The sequence below is a fragment of the Micromonospora sp. NBC_00617 genome, from assembly GCF_045161355.1.
Classification (GTDB): Bacteria; Actinomycetota; Actinomycetes; order Mycobacteriales; family Micromonosporaceae; genus Micromonospora.
The window spans coordinates 6,180,455-6,193,323 of sequence record NZ_CP107751.1 but is presented as its reverse complement, the minus strand read 5'-3'; the positions used below and the strand labels follow the sequence as shown (position 1 = coordinate 6,193,323).

General features: G+C 74.8%; 9 protein-coding genes. 4 read left to right on the top strand and 5 right to left on the bottom strand.

The window, feature by feature from the left end; genetic code table 11:
- Nucleotides 1–6 precede the first annotated feature (6 nt).
- On the bottom strand, nt 7–156 hold the full coding sequence (locus OG505_RS28670) for a hypothetical protein (RefSeq protein WP_405434888.1): 150 nt from the start codon (nt 154–156) through the stop codon (nt 7–9).
- Nucleotides 157–294: 138 nt separating this feature from the next.
- Between OG505_RS28670 and OG505_RS28665 the strand changes: the two genes are divergently transcribed.
- Nucleotides 295–1,275, top strand: coding sequence for a GlxA family transcriptional regulator (locus tag OG505_RS28665; RefSeq protein ID WP_405429151.1), 981 nt, complete (start codon nt 295–297; stop codon nt 1,273–1,275).
- Here OG505_RS28665 and tilS read toward each other — a convergent pair.
- The 3 genes from tilS to dacB form a co-directional block, all read right to left on the bottom strand.
- On the bottom strand, nt 1,262–2,254 hold the full coding sequence (gene tilS, locus OG505_RS28660) for a tRNA lysidine(34) synthetase TilS (RefSeq protein ID WP_405429150.1): 993 nt from the start codon (nt 2,252–2,254) through the stop codon (nt 1,262–1,264). The two genes, OG505_RS28665 and tilS, sit on opposite strands and share 14 nt — an antisense overlap.
- A gap of 10 nt (nt 2,255–2,264) precedes the next feature.
- On the bottom strand, nt 2,265–3,335 hold the full coding sequence (locus tag OG505_RS28655; protein WP_405429149.1) for a zinc-dependent metalloprotease: 1,071 nt from the start codon (nt 3,333–3,335) through the stop codon (nt 2,265–2,267).
- A 101-nt stretch (nt 3,336–3,436) separates the two neighbouring features.
- Nucleotides 3,437–4,921 carry a D-alanyl-D-alanine carboxypeptidase/D-alanyl-D-alanine-endopeptidase gene (dacB, locus tag OG505_RS28650; RefSeq protein WP_405434775.1) on the bottom strand — a complete coding sequence of 495 codons (1,485 nt, stop codon included), beginning with the start codon at nt 4,919–4,921 and terminating at the stop codon, nt 3,437–3,439.
- 509 nt (nt 4,922–5,430) lie between these two features.
- On the opposite strand from dacB, the gene OG505_RS28645 reads away from it, so the two are divergent.
- Entirely contained in the window at nt 5,431–5,937 is a 507-nt protein-coding gene (locus tag OG505_RS28645; protein WP_405429148.1) for an inorganic diphosphatase, read from the top strand.
- Nucleotides 5,938–5,968: 31 nt separating this feature from the next.
- Here the strand turns inward: OG505_RS28645 and eccD are convergent, their stop codons facing one another.
- Complete coding sequence (gene eccD / locus OG505_RS28640) at nt 5,969–7,372, bottom strand: type VII secretion integral membrane protein EccD (RefSeq protein ID WP_405429147.1); 1,404 nt, start codon at nt 7,370–7,372, stop codon at nt 5,969–5,971.
- A gap of 101 nt (nt 7,373–7,473) precedes the next feature.
- Here eccD and eccCa point away from each other — a divergent pair, with 101 nt between their 5' ends.
- A complete protein-coding gene (gene eccCa, locus OG505_RS28635; RefSeq protein ID WP_405429146.1) occupies nt 7,474–11,448 on the top strand; it encodes a type VII secretion protein EccCa in 3,975 nt (1,324 codons plus the stop codon).
- A 74-nt stretch (nt 11,449–11,522) separates the two neighbouring features.
- The gene (mycP, locus tag OG505_RS28630; protein WP_405429145.1) at nt 11,523–12,854 is read left to right on the top strand and encodes a type VII secretion-associated serine protease mycosin; all 1,332 of its coding nucleotides are present in this window, start codon (nt 11,523–11,525) and stop codon (nt 12,852–12,854) included.
- Nucleotides 12,855–12,869 lie beyond the last annotated feature (15 nt).

Here is a 12,869-nt window from a genome sequence, read left to right as displayed (position 1 = left end):
AAAGCATCAGCTGGTGCGAGACCGCCAGCGACGGCCGTCCTCGCTGGGCTTCCAGTCGGCCGAGTCGCGGCTGTCCGCGGTGAGGCCGGCCGCCGAGGCGGCGACGAGCAGGACGAGGAACAGGAGGAAGAGCAGGAACTCCATGGCGGCGCTCACTTTCGCATGGTTGCTGTCGGTTTCGCCGCCGGTGCGCACCGGACTGAGACCAGTCTCCGCCGACTCCCGTCGGCCGGACAGTGGCAGAGATGCCATTGGGCATCGATTTACTGCCATCTCTCGGGTTACCCTCGTCACATGCTCCGATCCGTCGCCGTCCTCGCCCTCGACCAGGTCGCTCCCTTCGAGCTCGGCGTACTGGCCGAGGTGTTCGGCACCGACCGGACGGCCGACGGCTTCCCGGGGTACCGCTTCGACGTGTGCAGCCCCGACGGCGCTGCCGTACGGACGTCCTCCGGCTTCCACCTCACCCCGAACGCCGACCTCGGCCCGCTGGAGGAGGCCGACCTGGTGGCCGTCCCCGCGCACAGCGCGGGCACCGTCATCCCCGACCCGGTGCTCGACGCGCTGCGCCGCGCCGACGCGCGCGGCGCGCACCTGCTCAGCGTCTGCTCCGGCGCCTTCCTGCTCGGCGCGGCGGGCCTGCTGGACGACCGGGAGTGCACCACCCACTGGCGCTACGTCGACGAGCTGCAACGCCGGCATCCCCGCGCCCGGGTGCGCTGCAACTCGCTGTACGTCCAGGACGGTCGGCTGCTCACCAGCGCCGGCACGGCGGCCGGCATCGACGCCTGCCTGCACCTGATCCGCCAGGTGCACGGCTCGGCCACCGCGACCCGTCTGGCCCGGCGGATGGTGGTCCCGCCACACCGCGACGGCGGCCAGTCGCAGTACGTCGAGGCACCCATCCCCCGGGCTCCCGAGGCGCCGACGCTGGAGCCGGTGCTGGAGTGGCTGATGGGGCACCTGGACCGGGCGATCACGGTGGAGGAGCTGGCCGCCCGCGCCGGCATGGCCCCGCGCACGTTCGCCCGCCGGTTCCGCGCCGAGACCGGCACCACCCCGCACGACTGGCTCACCAACCAGCGGGTGCTGCTCGCCCGACGGCTGCTGGAGGAGACCCCGTTGAGCGTGGAGGCCGTCGCCGACCAGGCCGGCTTCAGCGACGCTGCGGCGCTGCGCCACCACTTCAGCCGCCGGGTCGGCACCACACCGCACAGCTACCGGACCACCTTCCGGGACCGGGCGGACACCGCCGGGGCGCTCAGCCCGAGCTGAGGGTCGTCAGCCGGTCGCCACGACGGAGTACGCGGACACCCCCGGGCAGGTCGGTGGGACCCTGACCGTGCCAGTCGGTGACCAGGGCGTCCAGCGCGGCGACGTGCCGGTGCGACAGCGCCCCGGGCACCGCGCCCAGCTCCCGCGCCCAGGCGTGCAGCACCCGGGTGCGTACGGCGGCGGCCAGACCGGCCAGCTCCGGCACCGCGAGCCCACCGGCGGGGTGCCGGGCCGCCGCCAGCGCCGCCGCCGCCGTCTCGTCGAGGGCGGCGTTGTCCGCCGCCACCAGCCGGGCGGTACGCGCCAGGTTGTCCACCACGCCCGGCCCGAGCGCCCGCACCAACGCCGGCAGCACGTCGGCGCGCACCCGGGAGCGGGCGTACGACGGGTCGGTGTTGTGCGGGTCCTGCCACGGGCTGAGCCCGAGCGCGGCGCAGGCGGCGCGGGTCTGCTCCCGACCGATCTCCAGCAGCGGGCGCAGCAGCGGCACCCCGGCCAGGTCACGTCGGGCGGGCATCCCGGCCAGCCCCCGTGGACCGGCGCCCCGGGCGAGCGCGAGCAGCACGGTCTCCGCCTGGTCGTCGCGGGTGTGCCCGGTGAGCACCGCGACCGCCTCGTGCCGCCGAGCCGCCTCGGTCAACGCCTCGTAGCGGGCCTCCCGAGCCGCCGCCTCGGGGCCACCCATCCGGCCGGCCACCTCGACCCGGGCCACCGTCACGGGCGCGAACCCGGCCTCTCGGGCCCAGCCGGCCACCGCCTCCGCGCGCTGCGCCGAGCCGGCCTGCAGGCCGTGGTCGACGGTCACCAGGCCGGTGGGCCGACCCAGCCGGGGCGCCACGAACACGGCCGCCGCCGCCAGGGCCAGCGAATCGGCCCCACCGGAACAGGCGACCAGCACCGGGCCGCCGGACGGCAGGTGAGTCAGCGCGCGACGGACCGCCACCCGGATCGCGGCCACCGGCGGCGCGAGCGCGCCCATCGACGGACGGTCAGCCAGCGGTCGGTACGGTGCCGGTTGGCCCGTGCACGCGCGCCACCCAGGCGTCCGGGTCGCCCAGCTCGGACAACCGGGGCAGGGTGAGCGGCGAGTTGAAGATCGAGTTGAAGCCCGGCATGCCGACCCGCTCGACCACGCCGTGCACGAACTTGCGACCCTCGGCGTACTGACGCATCTTGACGTCCACCCCGAGCAGCCGACGGATCGCCTTCTCCAACGGGTTACCCGCCTCGCGACGCCGGTTGAACGACGCCCGGATGCGCTCCACGCTCGGGATCACCCGCGGACCGACGCCGTCCATCACGAACTCGGCGTGCCCCTCCAGCAGGGTCATCAGGGCGGTGAGCCGGTCGAGGACGGCCCGCTGCGCCGGGGTCTGCACGATGTCCAGCACACTCGTCCGGCTCTCCGGGTCGCGGACCGCCTCGGACAGCGTCGCCACCCCGCGCCGCAGCCGCTCGACGAGGTGCTCGCCGCCGCTCGACGAGGCGTCGACGAACGCCTGCACCTCGCTGAGGAAGTAGGCCCGCATCCACGGCACGGCGGTGAACTGCGTCCGGTGGGTGACCTCGTGCAGGCAAACCCACAGCCGGAAGTCCCGGGGGTCGGCGCCGAGCTTGCGCTCCACCTCGACGATGTTCGGCGCCACCAGCAGCAGTTGGCCCGGGTCGGCGGAGAAGACCTCGTACTGGCCGAGCACCCGGCCGGAGAGGTAGGCCAGCACGGTGCCGGCCTGCACCCCGGTCAGCCGGGACCCGATCGCCTCGGTGAGCGCGCCGGGCGGCTTGTCGCCGGACAGCCGACTCACCAGCGGGGTGATCACCTCACGCAGCCCGGCGATGTTGGCGGCCGCCCAGTCCCGGCGGTCGACGACCCGCACCGGCGGGTGTGCCACCTGCGCCCGCAGCCCCGTGTAGTCGGCCACGTGCCCGGCCGCCTCGTCGGTCAGCCGACGCAGGTCGCCGACCACGTCGGTGGCCTCGGAGTACGACACCCGGGGGCCCGACTTGCTCAACGCCCCCGCGGTTGCGGCGGCCAGATCCCAGTCCACGAACTGCGCCATGAACCCACCGTACCCGCGTCGCGACAGCCCGGCCCGGGCTCGCGTCGGCGATCGACACCATCGCCGGCCCGGCACCGCCGGAAACCCCGCTTCGACGAAGGTCAGCGGCAACCGCAACCGGCCAGCGCGGCGGCGATGCGGTCCAGCGCCGGCTGGGCGGTGTCCGTCCCACCGGGCACCCTGTCGGTGAGCACCGCGAACGTGAGCAGCCGACCGTCTGCCGTGGTGACCAGGCCCGCGATGGCGTGCACCCCGCTCAGGGTGCCGGTCTTGGCGCGGACGACGCCCGCCCCGGCGGCGGTGCCGGGAGCGCCCCGGTACCGGGCGCCCAGCGTGCCGGACCAGCCGCCCACGGGCAGACCGCCGAAGACGCCGGCCAGCTCCGGGTGGTCCGGGCTCGCGGCCAGCCGGATCAGGTCGGTGAGCAGCGACGGGCTGATCCGGTTACGGCGGGACAACCCGCTGCCGTCGGAGAGGGTGATCTCCTCGGCGGGCAGGCCCAGCGCCGCCACCTCGGCGTCCATCGCGGCGGCGGCGCCATCGAACGACGCCGTCTGGCTGCGGGCCAGCGCCACCTGGCGGGCCAGCGCCTCGGCCACCAGGTTGTCACTCTCGCTGATCATGATGTCGACCAGCCGGATCAACGGCGGCGACTGCACCGCGCCCAACTCCGTACCGGGAGGCGGGGCGCCACCGGCGGCGGTGGCCAGGGCCGGGGCCGTGCCCCGCTTGACGGTGCTGGCGGGTACGCCGAGCAGCCGGGCGAACGACCGGCCGGCGGCGAGGTCCGGCTCGGCGACCCGCTCGGCGCCGCCGGCCTCGGCACCCGGGTCCTTGCGCGCCCCGTTGGTCATCAGCGCGGTCACCGCAGCGCCGTACCCGTCGGTCGGGATGTCCTCGTCCCAGCCGGGGCCGTACACCGGGCCGGAGTAGATCGTGCCGTCGACGGTGACGCTGGTCGGGGCCGTGCCGCCGAGCGCGGTGCGCACCTGCGCGGCCAGGTCGTCCAGGCGTGCCGCCCCGGGGTAGTAGCTCTTCTTGTCCACCGCGAGCGTGGGGTCGCCGCCACCGACGATCACCACCTCGCCGGGCTTGGCGCCGGCCACCGCCCGGGTGGGGATCCGGTACCCAGCCCCGCGAGCGGCCAACACGGTCACCGCGGTCGCCAGCTTCGTCACCGAGGCGGGCATCGTCCCGTCGTCCGCCCCCTTGGCGAACAGCGTCTGACCGGTGATCACGTCGGCCACCGAGACGTTCACCCGGTCGCCCAGGGCGGGGACACCGACCAACGGGTCCAGCGCGGCCCGTACGCCGTCGGGCGCGGGCAGCGGGGCGTTCGGGTCGGGCCCGTCCAGCACGTCCGCCGGAGCGGGTTCCGCAGCGGGGCCGGCGGCGGTCGGCGCCGACGCCGCATCCTCGCCCAACCAGCCGGCGACCGGGCCGGGCCGGGTCACCACGACGCCGGCACCGGTCAGCACCAGCAGCAACACCACTGCCAGCACGGCCACCAGCCGCCCCCGGCGGCGCGGCGAGGTCGGCGGCGCGGAGGGCGCTACCGGCGGCTCGGCGTCGGCCGGTGCCGGCAGCGCGGAGATCGGCGAGCCCAGCGGTGGTACGCCGGTCGGAATGCGGACAGTCGGGCCGTCACCGGACGGTGTGCCACCCCAGGCAGGACTGGCCGGGTGTGCGCCGCTCGGCGGGGCGGTCGTGGGATGGTCTCCACCACCCAGGACCGGAAAGCGACCGCTGTTCGGCCCGGCGGAAGTCGCCTCCGACGGGTGCCACGGCAGCGGCGGAGGCCGCTCAGGCACCGACTCCTCGGGCACCCGCGGAAGGTGGGCGTCGGGCACCGGAACCCGCCCGGTGGCACCGCCGGAGCCGGACCGTCCGGTACCACGCGCGGTGCCCCCGTCCGGGCGGTAGTGTGAATCTTCCCTCCCCACGACCCCCTCCTCCCCCAGCGAAAATCGGCTTGGGTGACACTACTTCGGTCCGAAGACTATGCGGTGGCCGGAGTCGGCGGGTGGGCATTCACCTGTCCGGAGGGCCGCCAGTGGTTCCGTTAGCCAGCGTGGGCAGACGAGGGAGCGTGCAGATGGATTTCGACGTGACGGTTGAGATCCCCAAAGGTCACCGGAACAAGTACGAGGTGGACCACAAGACCGGCCGGATCCGGCTGGACCGCACCCTGTTCACGTCCACGCAGTACCCGGCGGACTACGGGTTCATCGAGGAGACGCTGGGCGAGGACGGCGACCCGCTGGACGCGCTGGTGCTGGTCCCCGAACCGACCTTCCCGGGCTGCCTCATCCGCTGCCGGACCATCGGCATGTTCCGGATGACCGACGAGAAGGGCGGCGACGACAAGGTCCTCTGCGTGCCCTACGAGGACCCCCGCCAGGAGCACCTGCGCGACATCCACCACCTGGGCGAGTTCGACCGCCTGGAGATCCAGCACTTCTTCGAGGTCTACAAGGACCTGGAGCCCGGCAAGTCGGTCGAGGGCGCGACCTGGGTCGGCCGCACCGAGGCCGAGGCCGAGATCCAGGCCTCCTACCAGCGGGCCCGCGACGCCGAGGCGCGCGGCGAGTTCACCCACTGACGAACGTTGTACGACCGGGCCCGGGAGCCGCTCAACCGAGCAGCCCCCGGGCCCGGTCGTACAGGTCGAGCACCGCGCAGGCGACCGGCACCACGGCGACCACCAGGGCCGTGTCGGTGAGGTCCGCGACCCTTCCGAGGTACGGCGAGACCGCTCGCCGGGCGTACCCGGTGCCGGCGGCCACGGTCACCAGGCCCAGCGCCGCGCCACCGAGGACCAGGGCCAACCGGCCGGTGTCGTCGGCCCGGTCGAGAAGCACCGCACCCAGCACCGCGTAGCCGGCGAGGCCGGCGAGCACCGTCGGCACCCGGTGCCGCAGCGCCACGAACAGCCGCGACCGCAGCAGCAGGACGGCCGAGACCACCGCCACCAGCGCCGGGCCGGCGGTCCCACCGGCCACCCCGAGGACGACCGTCGCGCCCACCGCCAGCACGGCGTGCCCGAGCAGCATTCCGGTCAGCACCTCCTCGGTGCGGGTGACGGCCGCGTGCACCCGACCCCGGTCCGGCAGGTCCCGGGGACGCTCCGGCTCGGCACCCGACGCGGCGGCCGGCAGGGTGATCGGCGGCAACGGCAGCTTGCCCAACCGGATGGCGAGCAGCGGGATCGCCCCCAGGGCGAAGACCAGCGCGCTGAGCAGCACCGCCGCCGTGCCGGCGGGGGTCAGCAGCAGCGCGCCGAGCGCCGCGCCGGCACCCAGCAGACCGACCGTCACGCCGGCCACGAAGACCCGCAGCCGACTGGCCACCCCGAGCAGACCGACCAGCGCCACCAGCAGCAACGCCACCGAGCCGGTCAGCAGTTCGGGTGCGCCGACCCAGCGCACCGGCCCGAGCGGGCCGACCGGATCGCCGGAACCGATCGCCAGGGCGCCGGCCACGAAGGCGTACGGCAGGGCGTAGCCGCCGAGCGTCGCCCCGGCGGCGCCGTCGCCGTTGGCGCGAGAGGCGACCGCGCCGGCCACGGTGAGCAGCAGCGCCACCACCGCCGCCGCGAACCAGCCGCTGGGCAGCGTCGGACCGCCGGCGAGCAGCGCGAACAGCCCGACGGCGAGCGGCACGGCGGCACCGGCCAGAGCGGCGACCCGGGTGGCGTCCGGTGACCAGGCCCCACCTCGGCGGCGGGCGCCGTCGGCGATCGCCTCCACCACGTCGTCGTACTCCAACTCGGGCCAGTGGGCGCGGGCCGGCACCAGGTGCAGCACCTCACCGTCGCGGACCCCCTGCGGCAGCAGCGCCTGCGCTGTCGCCAGCAGCGCCCCGTCGGTACGACGCAGCACCCAACCGCCGTGCCGCTCGCCGTCGTCGGCCAGGCCCTCGCCGGCGTGTCGAAGCACGTCGGGCAGCAACTCGGCCAGGGGCACCTGCTCCGGCAGTGCGACGTCGACCCGCCGTTGCGGCGCGCTGATGGTGACGCGGGCCAGCCCGGTTGTCATCGAGTGATCTCCATATCGAGGGGGATCGGAGGCTGCGCGGACGACAGGACTTTACCTACGATGAGCCAGGCTCGGGTTACCCAGCGCTGTCAGGAGGCCGAGTGTCCACCGTCGTCATCAAGCGCCCGCCGCGTCGGCCGGCGCCGGAGATCCCCGTCGGTGAGCTGCCCGTCGAGGCGCCGCCGGAGATCCCCGCGGTGGCCGGCGGCCGGTGGCAGCAGATGCTGATGGTGTTGCCCATGCTCGGCGGCACGGTGGCGATGGCGATGATGTTCGGCCGGGGCGGCGGCGCCTACTCGTACGTGGTGGGCGGGATGTTCGGGCTCTCGTCGCTGGCGATGCTGGTCACCTCGTGGGGCAGCGCCTCGGGCACCCCGAAGAAGTCGGAGATGATGGCGGCCCGCCGGGAGTACCTGCGCCACCTGGCCACGCTGCGCCGCCGGGTCCGGCAGACCGCCGGGCAGCAGCGGGCCGGGCTCTACTACCGACACCCCGACCCGGGTCGGCTGTGGTCGACGGTGGACAGCGGCCGGGTCTGGGAACGCCGCCCCGCCGACCCGGACTTCGCGGTGGTACGCGTCGCCGTCGGGCCGCAGACCCTGGCCACCCCGCTCGTCGGACCGGTCACCCGACCGCTCGAGGAGCTGGAGCCGATGACCGCCGGCGCGCTGCGCCGCTTCCTGGACGCGTACTCCGTGGTGCCGGAGCTGCCGGTGGCCCTGTCGCTGCGCAGCTTCGCCCGGGTGCACGTGCGGACCGCCGCCGGTGGCCCGGCCAGCGGTGAGCGGCCCATCGGCGACCTGGCCGCCCAGGCCCTGGGCCGGGCGGTGCTGACCCAGTTGGCCGTGTTCCATGCCCCCGACGAGCTGTTGATCGCGGTCTGCGCCGGCCCGGAACGCCGGGCCGACTGGGAGTGGGTGAAGTGGCTCCCGCACGCGCACCATCCCTCTCGCACGGACGCGCTCGGGCCGGTGCGGCTGGTGACCTCGTCGGGCGCGGAGCTGGAACGGCTGCTCGGCGACGTGCTGGCCAGCCGGTCCCGGTTCAGCCCTGCCGGACCGGCCACCGACGGCCCGCACGTGGTGGTGGTCCTCGACGGCGGTGACCTGACCGGCGCCACCGACCTGACCGGCGACGGCGGCATCGACGCGGTCACCGTGCTGGACCTGGACACTCCGCCGCCCCGCCTGCTCGACAGGTACGCGCTGCTGTTGGAGCTGCGCGGTCGGCGACTGCACTCGTGGTCGGTGGAGGGGCACGCGGAGGTGGGCACCGCCGACCACCTCGACCTCGCCGACGCCGAGGCGGTCGCCCGGCGGTTGGCGCCGCTGCGGCTGGCCGGCACGGCCCGCGGGCCGGACGCCCCGCTCCAGGTCGAGCTGGGCCTGCCGGAGCTGCTCGGTCTCGGCGATCCGGAGAGCTTCACCGCCGAGCAGGGTTGGGCGCCGCGCTCGGCCCGGGACCGGCTGCGGGTGCCGATCGGGGTGGGTGTCGACGGCGGCGCCATCGAGCTGGACCTCAAGGAGTCCGCCCAGGACGGGATGGGCCCGCACGGCCTGCTCATCGGGGCCACCGGGTCCGGCAAGTCCGAGCTGCTCCGCACGCTGGTGCTGGGGTTGGCGGCGACGCACAGCAGCGAGCAGCTCAACTTCGTCCTGGTCGACTTCAAGGGCGGTGCCACCTTCGCGCCGTTCGACCGGCTGCCGCACACCGCCGCGGTGATCACCAACCTGGCCGACGCGCTGCCCCTGGTCGACCGGATGGTCGACGCGATCAACGGGGAGCTGGTCCGCCGGCAGGAGCTGCTGCGCCGCGCCGGCAACTTCGCCAGTGTGCGCGACTACGAGCGGGCCCGTGCGGCCGGCAGTCCGCTCGCCCCGCTCCCGTCGCTGCTGCTGATCTGCGACGAGTTCTCCGAACTGCTCTCCGCCAAGCCGGACTTCATCGACCTGTTCGTGCAGATCGGCCGACTGGGCCGGTCGCTGGGCGTGCACCTGCTGCTCGCCAGCCAACGCCTGGAGGAGGGCCGGCTGCGCGGGCTCGACACGCACCTGTCGTACCGGATCGGGTTGCGCACCTTCTCCGCGCTGGAGTCCCGGACGGTGCTCGGCGTGCCGGACGCGCACGAGCTGCCCCGCTCGCCGGGCCACGGCTACCTGCGGGCCGGCACCGATCCGCTGGCCCGTTTCAAGGCCGCGTACGTCTCCGGAACGGTGCGCCGCCGCGCCGCGACGGCGGGGGCCTCGGCCGGCGGCGGCGCCCGCCTGCTCACGTTCACCACCCACGCCGTGCCGCTGCCCGAGCCGGCCACCCCGGCCCTGACCATGGTTGCCGAGGACGAGGGCGACCGGGAGACCCTGCTCGACCTGCTTGTCGACCGGCTCGTCGGGCAGGGCCCGCCCGCCCACCAGGTGTGGCTTCCGCCGCTCGGTGAGCCACCGGCCCTGGACGAGCTGGTGGGCCCCGTCGAGGTGGACCGGGCGCGCGGGCTCACCGTGGGCAACCCCGAGCTGCACGGCGCGCTGGGTGTGCCGGTGGCAGTGGTGGACCGGCCGTTGGAGCAGCGCCGGGACCTGCTCTGGCTGACCCTGGACGGTGCGGCCGGGCACGTCGCGGTGGTCGGTGCGCCGCAGAGCGGCAAGTCCACCGCGCTGCGCACGCTGATCTGCGCGTTGGCGCTCACCCACACCCCGGCCGAGGCGCAGGTCTACTGTCTCGACTTCGGCGGCGGTGGCCTCGCGGCGCTGCGCGACCTGCCGCACGTGGGCGGGGTGGCCGGCCGCGCCGATCCGACCGCCGTGCGGCGCACGGTCGGCGAGATGACGACCCTGCTGGCCGAGCGGGAGCGCCGGTTCGCTGAGCTGGGCGTGGAGTCGATGGCCGCGTACCGGCAGCGTCGCGCAGCGGCGGGAACGACCAGCCAGCCGGGCACCGACCCGTTCGGCGACGTCTTTTTGGTGATCGACGGCTGGAGCACCGTCCGCGGCGAGTACGACGACCTGGAACCGCTGGTCACCGACCTGGCTACCCGGGGCCTGTCGTACGGGGTGCACGTGGTCGCCACGGCGCTGCGCTGGCTGGATTTCCGCCCGGCGATCCGGGATCTGTTCGGCTCCCGGTTGGAGCTGCGCCTCGGCGACCCGGCCGACTCCCTGGTGGCCCGGCGGGCGGCGGCGAACGTGCCGGAGCGTCCCGGCCGGGGGGTGACGGCGGAGAGCCTGCACTTCCTCACCGCGCTCCCGCAGCTCGCCGCCCCGGACGCGGGCACCACCGACCTCGTCAAGCGGATCGCCGACAGCTGGGCCGGGCCGGTGGCCCCCCGCGTCCGGCTCCTCCCACCGGTGCTGCCGTACGCCGACCTGGATCTCGCCGCGACGACCGGGCTGCGGCTGCCGATCGGGATCGCCGAGGCGGACCTGCGGCCGGTGCTGCTCGACTTCGCCGTCGAGCCGCATTTCGTGGTCTTCGGGGACGCGGAGTGCGGCAAGTCGACGTTCCTGCGGGCGCTGGCCACCTCGATCACCACCCGGTTCACGCCGGAGGAGGCCCGGGTGATCCTGGTCGACTACCGGCGCAGCCTGCTCGGCGCCATCGAGACGCCGCACCTCATCGGGTACGGCACGGCCGCCGCGCACACCGCCGACCTGGTCGAGTCGGCCGCCGGGTACCTGGAGCGTCGGGCTCCCGGGCCGGAGGTCACTCCGGCGCAGTTGCGGGACCGCTCCTGGTGGTCGGGACCGGAACTGTTCGTGCTGGTCGACGACTACGACCTGGTCGCGGCGGGACCGGCGAACCCGTTGCGGGCCCTGGAGGAGCATCTGCCGCACGCCCGCGACGTCGGGCTGCACCTGGTGCTGGCCCGCCGCGCCGGAGGCGCGGGACGTTCCCAGTACGAGCCGATCGTGCAGCGGCTGCGGGAGCTCTCCACCGCGGGGCTGGTGATGGCGGGCAGCCCCGAGGAGGGTGCACTGGTCGGCCCGGTGCGGCCCGGACCGCTGCCGGCGGGCCGTGGTCGGCTGGTCACCCGACGGGAGGGCGTACGCCTCGTGCAGCTCGCACATCTGCCGCCACCATGACCTGTCTCCGTAGTTCCTCCCGTGACGGGTGGGGAAACCGGTAATCTCCGATCGTCGTGGTTCCGTCGGGATGAATGGCTGAAGATGTGACAGGGGTTCGGCACAGCGGTCCGGCAGTGGCCCGACGGGCCGGCCGGGCGCTGCTCGGTGTGGCGGCGATGCTCGCCGTCGCGGTCCCGACCGCCGCACCTGTCGCCGCGCCCAGCAGCGGCGGGCAACTCGCCGGCGCGCCGGCGGCGCTCGCCCCCGGTGACAGCGTGACCCGCACCGACCAGGTCCGTGACGAGCAGTGGCAGCTCGACGAGTTGCGGGCCGACACGGCGTGGCGCAGCTCGACCGGCCGGGGCGTGACCGTGGCGGTGATCGATTCCGGCGTGGACGGCAACCACCCCGACCTGGCCGGCCAGGTGCTGCCCGGCCTCGACCTGGTCGGGCCCGCTGGCGGCGCCGGCCCGGATCCGGTCGGTCACGGCACCACGGTCGCGGGCCTGATCGCCGGGCGTAACGACGACAAGCGGGGCGTGGTCGGCCTGGCGCCGGATTCGCGGATCCTCCCGGTCCGTGTGCTGGACGAACGCAACAAGTACGACGACGCCCTGATCGTCGCGAAGGGCGTCCGCTGGGCGGTCGACAACGGCGCCCGGGTGATCAACCTGTCGCTGGGCGGCAGCGGGGACAGCCCGGCCCTGGCCGCGGCTCTGGACTACGCGTTCGCCCGGGACGTGGTGGTGGTCGCCTGCACCGGCAACCTGGCGACGTCGACCGACTCCAAGGTCTGGTACCCGGCTCGTGAGCCGGGCGTGATCGCGGTCGCCGGGCTGGAGCGCAGCAGCGACAACCTGTGGTCCGGGTCGATCACCGGCCGGGCGACAGTGCTCACCGCCCCCGCTACCAATCTGGTCGGCGCCCGCCCGGCAAACGGGTACTGGCGGGTGCAGGGCACCAGCTTCGCCGCGCCATTGGTGGCCGCCACCGCCGCGCTGGTCCGGTCCCGCTTTCCGGACATGCCCGCCGGCGAGGTGGTCAACCGGCTGCTGGCCACCGCCCGTGACCTCGGCCCGACCGGCCGGGACGACCGCTTCGGGTACGGGGTGGTCGACCCGGTGGCGGCGCTGACCGCGGACGTTCCCCCGGTCACCGCCAATCCGCTGGACGATCAGACCTCGCCGGGCGTGGTCGGCTTCGGTCCGGCCCCCGGTTCGGACGACAACGGCCCGGTCAGCGGCGCCGGCAGCGACCCGCTCGGTTTCACCGCTGGACGACAGCAGACCGGGTGGACGGCCCGGCCGGCAGGCGCGCCGGCCGAATCCGCGCCGGAGCAACTGTGGACCGGGCTCGCGCTCGTCGCCGCCCTGGTGACCGGTGCGGCGCTGATGGTGCGCCGGTTCCGCCAGCGCAGTCGCTGAGCGCGGCAGACGGCA

What these genes read in the sequence shown, in the direction of transcription:
- OG505_RS28665 (WP_405429151.1), top strand. Translation starts at nt 295, where the DNA reads ATGCTCCGATCCGTCGCCGTCCTCGCCCTCGACCAGGTCGCTCCCTTC.
- tilS (WP_405429150.1), bottom strand. Translation starts at nt 2,254, where the DNA reads ATGGGCGCGCTCGCGCCGCCGGTGGCCGCGATCCGGGTGGCGGTCCGT.
- OG505_RS28655 (WP_405429149.1), bottom strand. Translation starts at nt 3,335, where the DNA reads ATGGCGCAGTTCGTGGACTGGGATCTGGCCGCCGCAACCGCGGGGGCG.
- OG505_RS28645 (WP_405429148.1), top strand. Translation starts at nt 5,431, where the DNA reads ATGGATTTCGACGTGACGGTTGAGATCCCCAAAGGTCACCGGAACAAG.
- eccD (WP_405429147.1), bottom strand. Translation starts at nt 7,372, where the DNA reads ATGACAACCGGGCTGGCCCGCGTCACCATCAGCGCGCCGCAACGGCGG.
- mycP (WP_405429145.1), top strand. Translation starts at nt 11,523, where the DNA reads ATGGCTGAAGATGTGACAGGGGTTCGGCACAGCGGTCCGGCAGTGGCC.